The 15,333-nt window shown below is 69.8% G+C and carries 16 protein-coding genes; 11 read left to right on the top strand and 5 right to left on the bottom strand.

Annotation, left to right across the window (positions count from 1 at the left end; translation table 11 throughout):
* The first annotated feature begins 12 nt into the window (after positions 1-12).
* Together ACEU5R_RS16975 and ACEU5R_RS16980 are read left to right on the top strand one after the other, a co-directional pair.
* The gene (locus ACEU5R_RS16975; protein ID WP_392410958.1) at positions 13-1,068 is read left to right on the top strand and encodes an HlyD family secretion protein; all 1,056 of its coding nucleotides are present in this window, start codon (positions 13-15) and stop codon (positions 1,066-1,068) included.
* The gene (locus tag ACEU5R_RS16980) at positions 1,065-2,492 is read left to right on the top strand and encodes an efflux transporter outer membrane subunit (protein WP_103276024.1); all 1,428 of its coding nucleotides are present in this window, start codon (positions 1,065-1,067) and stop codon (positions 2,490-2,492) included. Before ACEU5R_RS16975 ends, ACEU5R_RS16980 begins: the two co-directional genes overlap by 4 nt.
* A 2-nt stretch (positions 2,493-2,494) precedes the next feature.
* Here ACEU5R_RS16980 and ACEU5R_RS16985 read toward each other — a convergent pair whose 3' ends face one another.
* Positions 2,495-3,736, bottom strand: coding sequence for an MFS transporter (locus ACEU5R_RS16985; RefSeq protein ID WP_392410960.1), 1,242 nt, complete (start codon positions 3,734-3,736; stop codon positions 2,495-2,497).
* A 161-nt stretch (positions 3,737-3,897) separates the two neighbouring features.
* Here ACEU5R_RS16985 and ACEU5R_RS16990 point away from each other — a divergent pair, with 161 nt between their 5' ends.
* Positions 3,898-4,734, top strand: a complete 837-nt coding sequence (locus ACEU5R_RS16990) for an AraC family transcriptional regulator (protein WP_392410962.1) — start codon at positions 3,898-3,900, stop codon at positions 4,732-4,734.
* On the opposite strand, the gene tam is transcribed toward ACEU5R_RS16990, so the two are convergent.
* Entirely contained in the window at positions 4,662-5,426 is a 765-nt protein-coding gene (tam, locus tag ACEU5R_RS16995) for a trans-aconitate 2-methyltransferase (RefSeq protein ID WP_392410964.1), read from the bottom strand. The genes ACEU5R_RS16990 and tam overlap by 73 nt on opposite strands.
* Positions 5,427-5,575: 149 nt before the next feature.
* On the opposite strand from tam, the gene ACEU5R_RS17000 reads away from it, so the two are divergent.
* Positions 5,576-6,268 (top strand): alpha/beta fold hydrolase, encoded by a 693-nt coding sequence (locus ACEU5R_RS17000; RefSeq protein WP_103276027.1) that lies wholly within the window; start codon positions 5,576-5,578, stop codon positions 6,266-6,268.
* Positions 6,269-6,290: 22 nt separating this feature from the next.
* On the opposite strand, the gene ACEU5R_RS17005 is transcribed toward ACEU5R_RS17000, so the two are convergent.
* Positions 6,291-7,277 (bottom strand): TerC family protein, encoded by a 987-nt coding sequence (locus ACEU5R_RS17005; protein WP_103276028.1) that lies wholly within the window; start codon positions 7,275-7,277, stop codon positions 6,291-6,293.
* A gap of 135 nt (positions 7,278-7,412) precedes the next feature.
* On the opposite strand from ACEU5R_RS17005, the gene ACEU5R_RS17010 reads away from it, so the two are divergent.
* From ACEU5R_RS17010 to ACEU5R_RS17020, 3 genes are all read left to right on the top strand, one after another.
* Positions 7,413-8,306: a LysR substrate-binding domain-containing protein gene (locus tag ACEU5R_RS17010; protein ID WP_103276029.1), complete on the top strand. Its 894-nt coding sequence runs from the start codon at positions 7,413-7,415 to the stop codon at positions 8,304-8,306.
* 83 nt (positions 8,307-8,389) lie between these two features.
* On the top strand, positions 8,390-8,794 hold the full coding sequence (locus tag ACEU5R_RS17015) for a hypothetical protein (protein ID WP_392410966.1): 405 nt from the start codon (positions 8,390-8,392) through the stop codon (positions 8,792-8,794).
* Between the two features lie 183 nt (positions 8,795-8,977).
* Positions 8,978-9,583 (top strand): hypothetical protein, encoded by a 606-nt coding sequence (locus tag ACEU5R_RS17020; RefSeq protein ID WP_392410967.1) that lies wholly within the window; start codon positions 8,978-8,980, stop codon positions 9,581-9,583.
* Positions 9,584-9,593: 10 nt separating this feature from the next.
* On the opposite strand, the gene ACEU5R_RS17025 is transcribed toward ACEU5R_RS17020, so the two are convergent.
* Positions 9,594-9,995 carry a hypothetical protein gene (locus tag ACEU5R_RS17025; RefSeq protein WP_392410968.1) on the bottom strand — a complete coding sequence of 134 codons (402 nt, stop codon included), beginning with the start codon at positions 9,993-9,995 and terminating at the stop codon, positions 9,594-9,596.
* Positions 9,996-10,140: 145 nt separating this feature from the next.
* Between ACEU5R_RS17025 and ACEU5R_RS17030 the strand changes: the two genes are divergently transcribed.
* The 3 genes from ACEU5R_RS17030 to ACEU5R_RS17040 are packed head-to-tail and all read left to right on the top strand — an operon-like array spanning position 10,141 to position 12,668.
* The gene (locus ACEU5R_RS17030; protein WP_392410969.1) at positions 10,141-11,016 is read left to right on the top strand and encodes a hypothetical protein; all 876 of its coding nucleotides are present in this window, start codon (positions 10,141-10,143) and stop codon (positions 11,014-11,016) included.
* 1 nt (position 11,017) lies between these two features.
* Positions 11,018-11,593 (top strand): YdcF family protein, encoded by a 576-nt coding sequence (locus ACEU5R_RS17035; protein WP_233772551.1) that lies wholly within the window; start codon positions 11,018-11,020, stop codon positions 11,591-11,593.
* A gap of 31 nt (positions 11,594-11,624) precedes the next feature.
* Positions 11,625-12,668 carry a histone deacetylase family protein gene (locus tag ACEU5R_RS17040; protein ID WP_392410971.1) on the top strand — a complete coding sequence of 348 codons (1,044 nt, stop codon included), beginning with the start codon at positions 11,625-11,627 and terminating at the stop codon, positions 12,666-12,668.
* 41 nt (positions 12,669-12,709) lie between these two features.
* On the opposite strand, the gene ACEU5R_RS17045 is transcribed toward ACEU5R_RS17040, so the two are convergent.
* Complete coding sequence (locus ACEU5R_RS17045) at positions 12,710-14,044, bottom strand: MFS transporter (protein WP_392410973.1); 1,335 nt, start codon at positions 14,042-14,044, stop codon at positions 12,710-12,712.
* 254 nt (positions 14,045-14,298) lie between these two features.
* Between ACEU5R_RS17045 and cyoA the strand changes: the two genes are divergently transcribed.
* Positions 14,299-15,309 carry a ubiquinol oxidase subunit II gene (cyoA, locus tag ACEU5R_RS17050; protein WP_369869718.1) on the top strand — a complete coding sequence of 337 codons (1,011 nt, stop codon included), beginning with the start codon at positions 14,299-14,301 and terminating at the stop codon, positions 15,307-15,309.
* Positions 15,310-15,333 lie beyond the last annotated feature (24 nt).

Consider the following 15,333-nt stretch of genomic DNA (forward strand, 5'->3'; position numbering starts at 1 on the left):
ATCGAGAACATCATGACTTATTCCACAATCCGTCCTCATCTTCCCCGCGCCGCGCTGGCCGGCGCGCTGGGCCTGCTTGCCTACACCGGCTGGGCCTGGTCGGGCACGTCGCCGACCGAATCCACCGACGACGCCGCCGTCGTCGCCGACCACACCGTGGTCGCGCCCCAGGTATCCGGCTTCATCCAGGAAGTGCTGGCGGAAGACAACCAGAGCGTCGCCGCCGGCCAGCTGTTGGCCCGCATCGACGACCACGAATACGTGGCCGCCCTGGCCGCGGCCCGCGCCGACCTGGCCGTGGCCTCGGCCCAGCTCGTCAACGCCAACGCCACGCTGGAACGCCATCAGGCGGTGATCAGCCAGGCGCTGGCGGTCACGCAGGCCGACGCCGCCGACCTGCGCTTCGCCGAGAGCGAAGTCCAGCGCCACCGCAACCTGGCGAGCGAGGGCGCCGGCACGCGCCAGGCCTATGAGCAGGCCCGCAGCCGCCTGGACATGACCCAGGCGCGCCAGGCCGAACACCAGGCCATCCTCCAGGCCACGCGCAAGCAGCAGGACGTGCTGGCCGCGCAGCACGAGGCGGCCCAGGCCGGCGTGCTGCGCGCGCAGGCGCTGGTCGACCGCGCCGAACTCAACCTGTCCCACACCCGCATCATTTCGCCGGTCGACGGCGTGGTCGGACGCCGCGCGCTGCGCGTGGGCGCCTACGTCGCCCCCGGCACGCCCATCCTGGCCGTGGTGCCGCTGCAGCAGGCCTACGTGGTGGCGAACTTCCGCGAAAAGCAGCTGACCCACATGCGACCCGGCCAGCCCGCGACCGTCACCGTGGATGCCTATCCCGACCTGCGGCTGCGCGGCACCGTGCAGAGCATCGCGCCCGCCACCGGCCTGAGCCTGTCGCCGGTCGCGCCCAGCAACGCCACGGGCAACTTCACCAAGATCGCGCAGCGCCTGCCGGTCAAGATCGTGCTCGACGCCACGCCGGCCGGCGCGCCGCCGCTGCGCGCGGGCATGTCGGTCGAGGCCGTGGTCGAGACCATGCCCCTGCTCGCGGAGGCCGCGAAATGAGCCTGTTGAAAATACCGCGCCTGGTCCTGACCTCGGCGCTGTTGAGCCTGGGCGGCTGCGCCGTGGGACCGGACTTCCAGGCGCCTCAGGCGCAACTGCCGACGCAATGGCGCGATGCCGGCGCGGGCGGCCCGGCCAGCGCGCCGGTGGCCCAGCCTGTCAACGACGCCTGGTGGGACAGCTTCGGCGACCCTGAACTCAGCGCCCTGGTGGCCGAAGCCAGCGCCGCCAATCCCGACATCCTGATCGCCTACGAGCGGCTGCGGCAAAGCCGCGCGGCGCTGCGCGTGAGCGAGGCCGACGGCTTGCCCAAGCTGGGCGCGAACGCCTCCTACCGGCGCGGCCAGAACAGCGAGGCCGGGCTGTCCGATCCGTCCGGACGCGGCGGCAAGTCCTCGTTCAACCTGTGGCAAACCGGCGTCGATGCCAGCTGGGAACTGGACCTGTGGGGCCGCGTGCAGCGCGAGGTCGAACAGGCCGGCGCGCTGTCGCAGGCCGCGCTGGAAGCGCAGCGCGGCGTCATGCTGTCGGTGCGCGCGGAAACCGCCAGCCACTACATCCGGCTGCGCGGCGCCCAGAACCAGCTGGCGGTGCTGCGCCAGACGCTGGACAACGCCAATCGCAATCTTGCGCTCACGCGGCTGCGGCAACGCGAAGGCGTGGCGACCGAGCTGGATGTGTCCCAGGCGGATGCCCAGGCCGCCGCCATCGAGGCGGCCGTGCCGCCGCTGGCGCTGCGCGTGGACCAGCTGATGAACGCCCTGGCGCTGTTGCTGGACCAGCCGCCGCACGCGCTGCACGCGCGGCTGGAAACGCTGGCGCCCATCCCGGGCGGTCCGGTGCGGGTGCCGGTGGGCTTGCCCAGCGAGCTGGCCGAGCGGCGTCCCGACATCCGCCAGGCGCAGGCGCGCCTGCATGCCGCCGTGGCCGCGATCGGCGTGGCCGAGGGCGATTTCTATCCGCGCATCACCCTGTCGGGCAACATCGGGCTGCAGGCGCTGCAACTGGGCAACCTGGACACCGACCGCGCCGGCATCTTCGGCGTGGGCCCGGCGCTGCAGATCCCTCTCTTCGAGGGCGGCAAGCTGCGCGGCCGGCTGCGGCTGCGCGAGGCGCAGGCCCAGGAGGCAGCGCTGGCATTCCAGAAAACCGTGCTCGGCGCCTGGCACGATGTCGACAATGCCATGACGGCCTATCGTAGCCAGCAGCAGGCGCGGACCAGCCTGGAACGCGCGTCGGCCAGCGCGCGCCAGGCGCTGCTGCATGCCCAGCGCCGTTATGCCGAGGGTGCGTCGGACTTCGTCAATGTGCTCAGCGCGCAGAACGCGGTGCTGGCCAACGACCAGTCACGCGTGGCCACCGAGGCGGCGGTATCGCTGGCGCTGGTGGACCTGTATCGGGCGCTGGGCGGCGGCTGGCAATAGGCTCAGCGAGACGCCCTCGCCCGCGCCGGCGCGGCATGCGCGCCGGCCGGGAACGATCCGATCTGGATGGCGCGGCCGGCGTACAGTCCGGCGGCGGCCATCGCCGCGCAGGCCGCCGCGCACAGCGCCAGCGCCGCGCTCCAGCCGCCCAGCGCGTCATGTAGCGCGCCGATCAGCAGCGGCCCCGAGGCGGCCAGCAGATAGCCCACGAACTGCGCCATGCCCGACAGCGACGCCGCCTGCTGCGCATGGCGCGCACGCAACCCGACGAAGGCCAGTCCCAGGATGATGCCCGCGCCCATGCCCAGGCCCATCAGCACGATCCACAGGCTGGCCCAGCCCGGCGCGACGATCAGGCCGATCATCGCCACGCAGGACGCGCCCGCCGCGCCGGCCGCCACGGCGCGCTGGTCCTTCATCCTGCGCACGGCCGGCGCCAGGAACAGCGCCGGCCCCGCCGACATCAGCTGCAGCAGGCCATGCAGCGAGCCGGCCTGCTCCGCCGTGTAGCCGGCATCCTGCAGGATCGCCGGCAGCCAGCTCACCATCACATAGAACACGAAGGAATTGATGCCCAGGAACAGCGTCACCTGCCAGGCCAGCGCGCTGCCCCACAGCCGCTCGCCGTGCGGCGCGTGCGCCGTGACGGACGCGGGCCGGGTGCGGCGGGACAACTGCGGCAGCCACAGCAATGCGCCCAGCGCCGGCACCGCCAGCAGGCACAGCGCCGAAAAGCGCCATGTCGCGTCGGACAGCGCGGCCAGCGGAATCGCCACGGCCGAGGCCGCGCCCGCGATCACGCTCATGGTCAGCACATAGGCCGAGGTCAGCCCGGCCACGCGCCGCGGAAAATCGCGCTTGACCAGGCTGGGCAGCAGCACATTGCCCAGCGCGATGCCCGCGCCGATGACGACGGTGCCGGCGTAGAGCGCGGCCTCGGATCCGAGCGAACGGCCGACGATGCCGGCGGCGATCAGCAGCAGCGCGCCGAACAGCGTGCGCTCCAGACCGTAGCGGCGCGCCAGGCCGGCGGCGGCCAGCGAGCCGGCGGCGAAGGCCAGCAGGGGCAAGGTGATCAGCATGCCGGCGGCGGTGGAGCTGAGCCCCAGCTGCGCGCGGATCATGCCGATCAACGGCGCCACGCCGGTCACGGGCGCGCGCAGCGCCATGGCGATGCAAAGAATGCCGGCGACCAGCAGCACGGGACGGCTGAGGACGCGGGCGTCGGAAGAGGAAACAGACATCGGACACCTGGAAGTTGCGGCGGGCGCCGGCGATTGGCCGGCAGGCCCGGAATCCACAGCTTAGCCACGCGGCCGCTTGCTGAATTTCGAGACAATGACAAAATATACGCAAATCCGGCCAAACCCGTCCGCAGCCCTCTTCCGCCAGCCGTTTTCGCGCCATGTATCCGCCCGTCTCCGATCCTTCAGGCCTGGACGCCGACCGGCCTGGCCAATGGACCTACGCCATGCGCGTGGACACCGCCGCCCGGGCCCATGAGTCGCCCGCGCACCAGCACCGCATGAGCCAGCTGGTGCTGTGCCTGGAGGGCGGCGTCACCTGCACGGTGCCGCAAGGCATCTGGATGGTGCCGCCGCGCTGCGCCGTCTGGATCCCCGGCGGCGTGCCGCATTGCAATCACGTCACGCGCAACGGCCAGGTCAATTTCCTGTTCGTGCCCGCCGAGGCGCCCGGCATGCCGGCCACCTGCCAGACGCTGGGCGTGACGTCGCTGGTGCGCGAAATGGTGGTCCATCTGGCGGCGCTGTCGGCCAAGGACAGCGCGGCGCCCAGCAACCGCCGGCTGGCCGATGTGCTGGTCGAACAGCTGGCGCGGCTGGAACCGGAACCGCTGCACCTGCCCCTGCCCGCCCACCCGCGCCTGCGCGAGATAGCCGACGCGCTGGCGGCGCGGCCCGACGACCGCGCCACCCTGGCCGACTGGGGCCGGCGCGTGGCGATGAGCGAACGCACGCTGGCGCGGCTGGTGCGCCAGGAAGTCGGCATGAGCTTCGGCCGCTGGCGCCAGCGCCTGCACATCATCCTGGCGCTGCAATGGCTGTCGGAAGGCTTGTCGGTGCAACGCAGCGCCGACCAGCTGGGCTATGAATCGGTGAGCGCCTTCATCACCATGTTCCGCAAGGCGCTGGGCACCACGCCCGCCCGCTACTTCGCCCCGGCGACGATGAACAGGCGCGGGAACGGCAGCAGCACGGTGCCGTCCGACAGGGCCGGATAGGCGCGTTCGATGCGCGTCTGGTATTCGGCCAGGAAGGCCTGTTGCTCTGCCGGATCCAGCGGACCCAGGTAGGGCCTGAGCGCCGTGCTGGTGAACCATTGCACCACCGCCGCCGCGCCGGCCAGGGGATGGTGATAGATGGTGCGCCACACATCGAGCCGGCCGCAGACCGGCTTGAGCAATTCGTAGTACCAGGCAGCGCTGTGGCGCGGCGGGTGCTTGACCGCGCCGATCCTGGCAGCCCAGGGACCGTCCGCCGCGACCTCGCGCGCCAGCCGATGCGCCGGCTCTTCCATGTTGTCCGGGGTCTGCACCGCCAGGCTGCCGCCCGGCGCCAGCTTGCCCACCAGGCGCGGATAGAGTTCCTCGTGCCCCGGCACCCATTGCAGGGAGGCGTTCGCCAGGATCACGTCGTAGCCTCCCGGCGGATTCCAGGCCCCGATGTCCGACAGTTCGAAGGCCAGGCCGGGCAGGCGCTTGCGCGCCGCGTCGATCATGTCCTGCGAATTGTCCGTGCCGCTGATCGCGGCGTCCGGATAGCGCGCGGCCAGCACCTCGGTGGAGTTGCCCGGGCCGCAGCCCAGGTCCACCGCCCGCGCCACGCGCTCATTGGGCAGGGCGGCGACCAGGTCGCGCACCGGGCGGGTGCGTTCGTTCTCGAAGGCGGAATACTGCTTGGCTGACCAGTTCATGGCGGCTCCGGAATGGTGTCTGCGTGCCCTGCGCACTCTACGCCCGCAACGCCCGCGCCACAAATACCCGGATCGCGCCTCATCCATATCGGCCGCGTATGGCGCGCCCGCCATGCCACAATGCGCCCACGCCCACACCGGAATCCCGCATGACCGCGCTGGTACTCCTGCCCGGCATGGACGGCACGGGCGATCTGTTCGCGCCCTTGCTGTCCGCGCTGCCTCCCGCCTTGCGGACCATTGTCGTTCGCTACCCCTGCGACCGGCCGTTAGGCTATGCCGAACTGGAGGCGCACGCGCGGCGCGCGCTCCCCAAGGACCAGCCTTTCGTGCTGCTGGGCGAATCGTTCTCCGGCCCCATCGCCGCGGCCATCGCCGCCGCTCCGCCGCCCGGCTTGCGCGGGCTGATCCTGTGCGCGACCTTCCTGCGCAATCCGCGGCCGGAACTGGGCTACGCCCGATTCCTGACCGGCCTACTCCCAGTATCGCTGCTGCCCGGCGTCCTGCTCGTCCGCATGCTGCTGGGACCGCGCGCCGATCCCGGCCTGCGGACCCAGCTGCTGGACGCGGTGTCGCGGGTCGAGGATCGGGTGATGCGCGCGCGGCTGCGGGCCGTGATCGACGTGGATGCCGGCCCGCGCATGAGCGGCGTGACGCTGCCGGTGCTATACCTGAGCGCGCGCGACGATCGCGTGGTGCCGCGCCGGGCGGGGGACCATGTCATGGCCCTGATCCCGCAGGCGCGACGGGTCGAGATCGCCGCGCCGCACTGCCTGCTGCAAACCGCGCCGCAAGAAGCGGCGCGGGCCATCATGGACTTCATCGGACCGACGGCCCCATGAGGGGCCGCCGGTCCTCGCGGAATCAGCCCGCCTGCAAGGCCGCCTTGCGCGTCTTCCACAGCGAGAACAGCACGCCGCCCAGGATCAGGCCGAAGGTCACGCTCAGCGACAGGGCCGCCGGCACCTTGCCAATGAAGCCGACCAGGAAGATCTTGCCGCCGATGAACACCAGCACCAGGGCCAGCGCGTACTTCAGGTAGTGGAAGCGGTGGATCATCGCCGCCAGCGCGAAGTACAGCGCGCGCAGGCCCAGGATCGCGAAGATGTTGCTGGTGTACACGATGAACGGGTCGGTGGTGATGGCGAAGATCGCCGGCACCGAATCCACCGCGAACAACAGATCCACGAACTCGATCAGCACCAGGGCCAGCAGCAGCGGGGTGGCCCAGCGCACCTTGCGCGACGTGGCCGGATCGTTCTCGTAGACCCAGAACGCGTTGCCGCGCAGGCCGTCCGTCACGCGCATGCGGCGCTTGAGGAACTTCAGGATCGGGTTGCTGGCGATGTCCGGCTCCTGGTCGGCGATCAGCCACATCTTGATGCCGGTGAACACCAGGAACGCGCCGAACAGGTACAGCAGCCAGCCGAAGTTGCTGACCAGGGCCGCGCCCAGGCCGATCATGATGGCGCGCAGCACGATCACGCCCAGGATGCCCCAGAACAGCACGCGGTGCTGGTACTGGCGCGGGATCGCGAAGAAGCTGAAGATCAGCGCGATGACGAAGACGTTGTCCATGGACAGCGACTTCTCGATCATGAAGCCGGTGTAGTAGGCCATGCCGCTGGCCGCGCCCATCTGCCACCACACCCAGGCGCCGAAGATCAGCGCGGCGGTGATGTAGCCGGCCGAGAGCAGCAGGCTTTCGCGCACGCCGATCTCGCGTTCGTCACGATGCAGCACGCCCAGGTCAAAAGCCAGCAGCGTCACGACGATGCCCAGGAAGAGCAGCCAGCTCCAGGCTGGCGTGCCGAGGAAGTCGGCATTGAAGAAGGTCAGCAGGGTTTCCATGTGTGTTCCGCTTGGGTCTGAAATCTAAGATCCGAAGACGTTCATGATCCGGATCCGGGCCTGCTTGAGAAATCAGCCGTAAATTGAGTTAAGGTTCGAAAAAACCGAAGTATTGGACATACCGGATCCGTCCCCATGTTGAATTACCGCCACCTGTACTATTTCTGGATGGTCGCCAAGGAAGGCGGCTTTTCCCGCGCCGCCGAACGGCTGGACATGGCCATCCAGACCATCAGCGCCCAGGTGCGCGAGCTGGAGCGCAACCTGGGGCACCAGCTGCTCAAGCCGGCCGGACGCGGCGTGGCCCTGACCGACGCCGGCCAGGCGGCCTTCGCCCGCGCCGAGGAAATTTTCCAGATCGGCCAGGGCCTGGCGCAGGAAGTGCGCACCGCCGCCACCAAGCCGGTGATCCGGCTGTCCGTGGGCCTGTCCGACGGCATTTCCAAGCTGGCCGCGCACGCGCTGCTCGGCCCGGTGCTGGACACGCCAGACCTGCGGCTGACCTGCCACGAAGGCGAGTTCGAGGAACTGCTGGGCGAACTGGCGCAGCATCACCTGGATCTGGTGCTGGCCGGCCAGGGCGCGCCGGCCAATCCCAACCTGCGCCTGACCAGCGACCGGCTGGTGTCCTCACCGGTGGACTGGTATGGCCCCTCGCGCCTGTTGCGGCGCGCCGACGTACAGGCCTTTCCGCAGTCGCTGGAGCGCCTGCCCGTGCTGCTGCCCACCGGCCACTCGGTGCTGCGCCAGACCCTGGACCGCTGGTTCCGCGAGCAGGGCATCCATCCCAATGTGGTCGGGGAATTCGAGGACAGCGCGCTGATGTCGGTGTTCGCCGCGCGCGGCCTGGGCGTGTTTCCGCTCAGCCGGCTGGGCGGCGACGATATCGGCCTGCTGCGCGGCCTACGGCCGCTGGCGCGCTGCGACGCGGTCCACGAGGAGATCCACGCCATCCGCAATCGCCGGGGACAGAACCATCCCCTGGTGCGACGCATCCTGGAGCAGGCCAAGACTTCGGTTTTTTCTTAATGTTTGTCACATTGTCGCTGGTTTTTCAGAAATAGAATCGGCTCTATCCTGGTGGCTTTTCCGCACTCTGGAGTACCGCTTTCATGAAGAAAATCATCTGGATCGCGTTCGCCGCGCTGGCCGCGCTGTGGACCGGATTCGTCGCCCTGACCCTGCAGCTGGCCAACTGGGTGCTGTCGCTGATCGCCGGCTCGCAGGTGCCGGGCGCCGCCGCGCTGGGCACCGCGCAATGGAATCCACCTGCCTGGGCCGCGCCCTGGGTCGATCCGTCCTGGCTGAAGGGCCTGCAGGAATCGCTGGTGTGGGCCGTGCAGGGCTTGAACCAGATCCTGCCCGCGGCCGGCGGCCTGGGCACCTGGATCTCGGTGCTGGGCTGGATCTTCTGGGGTGTCATCATGGCCGCGCTGCTGGTGCTGGCGCTGATCCTGCACTGGCTGGCCGGCAAGCGCCAGCAGGCCGAACAGGCCGGCGGCCAAGTGGTGGGATAATGCCCTGGCTTGCGGTCGCCCGCCGCCGGCGCGGGCACGCGCTGGCAGCGGACCGCAAGCGCTGAATCCAGCCACACGGGGAACGGATCATGGATGCGGAAGATGCGGTCAGGGATTTTGTCGAAGGCAGGATCGATCTGGGCGCAGTGCTGACCATCACCCAAGTCGCCTGAGGAGGAACCCGTGAACACGACACCCGCCCGCCTATGCCTGCTGGCCACGGCGCTGGCCGCCGGTCCCGCGTCGGCCCTGAGCATCGCCCCCGCCTATGGCGTCATCGTCTGCACCGAGGCCGGCACCTCCGGCCAGTACAGCGTGCGTGTGCAGAACACGGGCGTCGTGCCGCTGGCGCGTGCCGACGTGACCGGCGTGCGCCTGGACGCCGGCGGGCATGCGGCCGGAGAAATCGCTGTCAGCGTCACGGATATCCCGCCCGGCAAGTATGAAACCGCCGTCCTGGCCCGCCACGGCGAATCGGCCGCGCTGGTCAGCATCGCCACCTACCAATCGATCAACGACCAGCTGGTCCGCGAAGAAGAGCTGTACGCCGGCAAGGTCGCGCACGTGTCGCCCGGATCGGCGCTGCAATACACGCTGGCGCCGCTGGCGACGCGCGGCTGGACGGTCGCCTACGGCACCGCGCAACCGCCGGCGCTGAAAACCGGCGCCGCCGTGCTACTGGCCTACCCCGCGCGCAGCGGCAAGAAGATGGAAGCCAGCCCGCAGGCGGGGCGCACGCCGACCCGCGTGGAGCCGCTGAACCCCTGCCCGGGACCGCGCCGTCGTTGAATCGGCCCGCTCAGGCGCCGGCCAGCAGGTCGCGCTCGTTCAGCAGCGCATAGACGATTTCAGGGCGGTTATCGAAGCTGCGGCGGATCGCCGCCGGAATCGCCGAACGGGTCTTGCGGCACAGGCCGGGTTGCTCGTCCAGCTGGATGAAGATGCCGCGCGTGGTGCGCACCTCGTTGTCGCTGGGCAGAATCCGGACCACGATGCCCAGCTGCGCCTGCAAGCGCTCCTGCATGCGGCGCAGGTCGTCCAGGCTGGCCAGGTTTTCCAGCCGCGCGATCAGGCGCTTTTCCTCTTCCTTGGTGAGCCGCAGCACGCGGATGTCGGCGACGGGATCGGCCAATAGCCTGTCGCGGTCGCACACACAGGCGCCCGGCGGGCATTCTTGGCGGATCGGAAACGGGAGATTCATGGCGGGCGCGGGCGGTCTGGCCGGTATCGGCCATTCTACTCACGATCGTCGCGTCGGCCCGGCGGCGCGGCCCCGGTAATACCCGTAAGGCCGGCGCGCCGCTGCTGCATAATGCAGGCCATCCGACCGACACGGGAGCAAGACCTTGAAGCGCACCCTTCTGGCCACCGCCATCCTCGTCCTGCTCCTGCCCGGCGCATACGCCGGCGCGCGCGATCACACGTACCAGATCAAGCCCGGCCTGACGGCGGTCGTCACCGTGTCGGGACAGAACCGGTACACAGTCTCGGCGCGCGTGGGCAAGGGCCCCGTCCAGCAACTGGCCGTCATGGACGACGAAGCAGTGGATGTGTTCGAAACGCCCGACATCGACCACGATGGTTACGCCGACCTGGCCATCGGCCAATCCGGCGGCGGCACGCAGGCACGCATGCGCCTGTTCCTGTATCGCCCGAACGAGGGACGCTACCAGGAGATCCGCCATCCCGCTCCCGAGGCCAGCCCCTGCCACGGCTTCGTCAACCCGGTCTTCGACGCCGGCAAGCCCGCCTTCTCAACGGGTTGCCGATACAGCGCCGACAGCCAGGGAGAGGAAAGCTACGCCGTGCGCCCAGACGGCACAGCCGTTCCCGTGTCCTGGATCACGCAGATCTGGTTCCCGCAGGCAAGCGCGAAGGTCGAGGCCCGGTACGAGTTCCACGGCGACGGCACGGTGGCCCGAATCCTGCTGGACGGCGAAGGCTCGCCGTTCGACGGCGGCGACAACGTGGCGCCCCTCGACCGCGTCGATCTCTATGACGCGCCCGACATCACGAGCGGCCCATCGACGCAGCTGCGCGCCGGCGAGCGGTATGACGTGGTGGCGCTGCGGCCGGCGGGCTGGCTGCAAGTGCGCCTGCCCGGGCAGAAAGACGCCGCGGCGCTCAAGTGGCTGCGCTATGTCGATCTGGTGATCGACAGGCATGGTCTCGCGCCGTCCGCGCAGGGAGACGCTCCGGCGTCGGACCGGCAGGCCCGCTGAATTGAAATCCTTCCGAAGACGCCTCGCGCGCGGCCTGGCCGCCCTGGCCGCGTTCGTCGCGCTGGCCGCCCTGATCCTGGCCGCCGTCGGCCTGCTGGCGCCCGCCGGTCCCGCCGACGTGGCCGTGGTGCTGGGCAATACGGTCACGCCCGACGGCCAGCCCTCGCCACGCCTGGCCGCGCGCCTGGACCGCGCCTATGACTGCTACGCCGCCGCGCAATGCCGCGTCCTGTTCGTCAGCGGCGGCGTGGACGCGGCCGGCGCCGACGAAGCCGCCGTGATGCGCGACTACCTGATCAGTCGCGGCGTGCCCGCCGACCGCATCGTGGCGGACAGCGCGGGCGTCGATACCTGGGCCACGGCCCGCCACGCCAGCGCCTACATGCGCGAGCATGGCTATGCCCGCGCGCTGGCCGTGACGCAGTATTTCCATGTGCCGCGCACCATGCTGGCGCTCAGGCGCCACGGCGTCATGCACGTGGGCGGCGCGCATCCGGCCTATGCCGAGCCGCGCGACCTGTATTCGCTGCTGCGCGAGCTGGTCGCCGTCGCCTTCTATGCCGCTCGGCCGCTATAGTGACGCATCCCCTCAACGACAGAGCGTTACCGTGCTGATCTTCCACAACCCCATCCATCACCTGCACGCCGGCCGCCAGGAAATGTTTCGCGGCAAACTGGTGCCCTGCCACGAATCGCCCGCGCGGCTGGAATTCGTGCTGCAGGCCCTGCGCCAGCGCGGCATCGGCGAACTGCGCGCGCCATCGCCCGCCGACATGGCGCTGCTGGGTCGCGTGCACAGCCCTCGCTACCTGGATTTCCTGCAAGGCGCGTGGCGGGAGTGGATCGCGCTGGATCCGGCCAACGCCGAACTCGACGTGCTGCCGTCCGTCTGGCCGGTGCGGGGTTTCCGCCATGACGTGACGCCCGCCAACTTCGCCGCGCGCGTCGGCCTGTATTCGTTCGACAGCGGCTCGCCGCTGACGGCCGGCACCTGGGACGCCGCGCTGGCCGGCGCGGCCTGCGCCATCGACGCGGCGCGCGCCGTGGGCGGCGCGGGCGGCCCGCGCGCGGCCATGGCGCTGACCCGTCCGCCCGGCCATCACGCCGGCCCGGATTTCTTCGGCGGCTACTGCTTCCTGAACAACGCGGCCCTGGCCGCGCAGGCGCTGCGCGAGGCCGGCGCCGCGCGCGTCGCCGTGCTGGACATCGATTACCACCACGGCAACGGCACCCAGACCATCTTCTATGAGCGCGGCGACGTGCTGACGGTGTCGGTGCACGGCGATCCGCTCACCGAATACCCGTTCTTCCTGGGCCACGCCGACGAGCGCGGCGCGGGCGCCGGCGAGGGCTGCAACCTGAACCTGCCGCTGGCCGCCGGCACCGGCTACGCCGGCTGGCGCGAGGCGCTGCGCGCCGGCATGCGCGCGGTGCAGGACTTTCGCGCCGACGCGCTGGTGATCGCGCTGGGCGTGGACACCTTCGAAGGCGATCCGATCTCGAAGTTCAAGCTGGCCAGCGCCGACTACCGGCAAGTCGGCCGCGATCTGGCGACCCTGGGGCTGCCGGCCGTCTTCACGATGGAGGGCGGTTATGCGGTGGAAGAAGTCGGCACCAACGTCGCCAACGTCCTGGAAGGCTACGGGGGGTAGCTTCCCCCGTAGCGCAGCGGGCCGCCGAATGTGACAGCCACTCAGTCGCGCGTGTCTTCCAGCGCCTTGTTGACGCGCAGCGCCAGCAGGGTGCAGGCCACGCCGGACAGCAGATACACGCTGACCGCCACCAGCCCGAAGCGCGCCGACAGGCCCAGCGCGACCAGCGGCGCGAAGGCCGCGCCGAACAGCCAGGCCATGTCTGACGTCAGCGCCGCGCCGGTGTAGCGGAAGCGGCGCGAGAAGTTCGCCGTGACCGTGCCCGAGGCCTGCCCATAGGACAGGCCCAGCAGCGCGAAACCGATCAGGATGAAGGCGTCCTGCGACTTCGGACCGCCGCCCAGCAGCCAGGGCGAAACCAGCGCGAACACGCCGATGGCCGCGGCGAACAGGCCCAGCGTGGTGCGCCGGCCGATGCGGTCGGCGATCCAGCCGGAGACCATCGTGCCCAGGATGCCCACGGCCGCGCCCACGATCTGCACGATCAGCACATCGGATATCTGCTGCGTGCCGCTGACCGCGATCCACGACAGCGGGAACACCGTCACCAGATGAAACAGCGCGTAGCTGGCCAGGGCCGCGAAGGCGCCCAGGAACAGGTTGTAACCCTGGTCGCGCACGATCTCGACGATGGCGATGGGTTCGAGTTCGCCCTCTTCGAGCAGCTGCGTATATTCCTCGGTCACCACCAGCCGCAGCCGCGCGAACAGCGCCACCACGTTGATGGCGAAGGCCACGAAGAAGGGATAACGCCAGCCCCATTCCAGGAAATCGGCCTGGGTAAGCGTCAGATGCAGGAACAGGAACAGCGCGCTGGCGACCATGAAGCCGATGGGCGCGCCCAGCTGGCCCAGCATCGCGTACCAGCCGCGGCGCTGCGGCGGCGCGTTCAACGCCAGCAGCGACGGCAGGCCGTCCCAGGAGCCGCCCAGCGCCAGGCCTTGCAGGCATCGGAACACCGCCAGCAGCGTGATGGCGTGCATGCCGATCACGTCATAGCCCGGCAGGAAGGCCATGCCCACGGTGGCCGTGCCCAGCAGGAACAGCGCGGCGGTGAGCTTGGTGGCGCGCCCCCAGCGGCGCTGGATGGCCATGGACAGCGCGGTGCCGATGGGCCGCGCGATGAAGGCGAAGCTGAAGATGACGAAGGACCAGAGCGTGCCCTCGAGCGCCGGCTCGAACGGGAAGAACACGCGCGGAAAGACCAGCACGCAGGCGATGCCGAAGACGAAGAAGTCGAAGTATTCGGAGGTCCGCCCGACGATGACCCCCACCGCGATCTCGCCTGGCGCCACCTTGGCGTGGCCGCCGTGTCCGGCCGCGCCCGGCTCTGGAACGGCGGGGGCATGACCGGGATATCGCGTGGTGGTCGCCATGTGATTGCTCGCTGAAAGGAGGGTTGTAATACGCCTGGCCTACGCTCTTGCAACACATCCGCATGCGATACCCCCCGATGCCCGGCAAGCCGCGCCCGCAAAGGGCCTGGGCGCGGCGCGACACGTTGGATCCCGCATACTTTTGCTCTTTTTACCCTAGATTTTTGGCGGCTTCCAGCGTAGTGTTCGGTTTAGCTCCCACGGTTACGTTTCGGGGTATGGCCATGCTGTCTCTCCCAAGGCTTTGCGGATGGATGTTGATTGCCGCCCTGCCATTGCTCTCCGGATGCAATGCGGTCCTGCTCTCGCCTTCCGGCGACGTGGCCCTGCAGCAGCGCAACCTGATCATCATCTCCACCGTGCTGATGCTGCTGATCATCGTGCCGGTGATCCTGCTCACCTTCCTGTTCGCGTGGCGCTACCGCGCCAACAACACGGCCGCCCACTACGATCCCGAATGGAACCACTCCACCGTGCTGGAGCTGCTGATCTGGGCGGCGCCGCTGCTCATCATCATCGCGCTGGGCGCGCTGACCTGGGTCAGCACCCACCAGCTCGATCCCTACCGTCCGCTGGCGCGTCTGTCCGAAGGCCGCGAGGTGCCGCCCGGCACCAAGCCGCTGGTGGTGGAAGTGGTGGCGCTGGACTGGAAATGGCTGTTCCTCTATCCCGAGCAGGGCGTCGCGGCCGTCAATGAAATGGCCGCGCCGGTGGACCGCCCGATCCAGTTCAAGATCACCTCGTCATCGGTGATGAACTCCTTCTTCGTGCCGGCGCTGGCCGGCCAGATCTACGCCATGCCCGGCATGCAGACCACGCTGCACGCGGTCATCAACCACCCCGGCGAATACGAAGGCCTGTCGGCCAACTACAGCGGCGCGGGCTTCTCCGGCATGCGCTTCCGCTTCCACGGCGTGGACCAGGCCGGCTTCGACCGCTGGATCGCCGGCGCGCGCGCATCGGGCGCCACGCTGGACCGCGCGGCCTACCTGAAGCTCGAACAGCCCAGCGAGCGCAACCCCGTCCAGCAATACGCCAGCGTCGCGTCCGGCCTGTTCGACGCCATCGTCAACCGCTGCGTGGAAACCAACCGCATGTGCATGAAGGACGCCATGGCCATCGACGCCCGCGGCGGCATGGGCCTGCCCGGCGCGCGCAACCTGGCCAGCCTGGACGCCGCCACGCGCGAGCGCATCGGGCTGGACGGGCCGCCCAGGCAGTACGTGGGCGCCATGTGCACCTCGGCCTCGGAACTGGCCATGTAGCCGCCCGCGCCCCGGCCGCCGAGC

The sequence above is a fragment of the Achromobacter sp. 413638 genome, assembly GCF_043119405.1.
Taxonomy (GTDB): Bacteria; Pseudomonadota; Gammaproteobacteria; order Burkholderiales; family Burkholderiaceae_B; genus Achromobacter.

Bases quoted from the DNA above. Each gene is read 5' to 3' on its own strand.
- ACEU5R_RS16985 (WP_392410960.1), bottom strand. From the start codon at position 3,736: ATGTCTGTTTCCTCTTCCGACGCCCGCGTCCTCAGCCGTCCCGTGCTG.
- ACEU5R_RS17015 (WP_392410966.1), top strand. From the start codon at position 8,390: ATGAAGAAAATCATCTGGATCGCGTTCGCCGCGCTGGCCGCGCTGTGG.
- ACEU5R_RS16990 (WP_392410962.1), top strand. From the start codon at position 3,898: ATGTATCCGCCCGTCTCCGATCCTTCAGGCCTGGACGCCGACCGGCCT.
- ACEU5R_RS16975 (WP_392410958.1), top strand. From the start codon at position 13: ATGACTTATTCCACAATCCGTCCTCATCTTCCCCGCGCCGCGCTGGCC.
- tam (WP_392410964.1), bottom strand. From the start codon at position 5,426: ATGAACTGGTCAGCCAAGCAGTATTCCGCCTTCGAGAACGAACGCACC.
- ACEU5R_RS17025 (WP_392410968.1), bottom strand. From the start codon at position 9,995: ATGAATCTCCCGTTTCCGATCCGCCAAGAATGCCCGCCGGGCGCCTGT.
- cyoA (WP_369869718.1), top strand. From the start codon at position 14,299: ATGTTGATTGCCGCCCTGCCATTGCTCTCCGGATGCAATGCGGTCCTG.
- ACEU5R_RS17045 (WP_392410973.1), bottom strand. From the start codon at position 14,044: ATGGCGACCACCACGCGATATCCCGGTCATGCCCCCGCCGTTCCAGAG.
- ACEU5R_RS17010 (WP_103276029.1), top strand. From the start codon at position 7,413: ATGTTGAATTACCGCCACCTGTACTATTTCTGGATGGTCGCCAAGGAA.
- ACEU5R_RS17005 (WP_103276028.1), bottom strand. From the start codon at position 7,277: ATGGAAACCCTGCTGACCTTCTTCAATGCCGACTTCCTCGGCACGCCA.
- ACEU5R_RS16980 (WP_103276024.1), top strand. From the start codon at position 1,065: ATGAGCCTGTTGAAAATACCGCGCCTGGTCCTGACCTCGGCGCTGTTG.
- ACEU5R_RS17000 (WP_103276027.1), top strand. From the start codon at position 5,576: ATGACCGCGCTGGTACTCCTGCCCGGCATGGACGGCACGGGCGATCTG.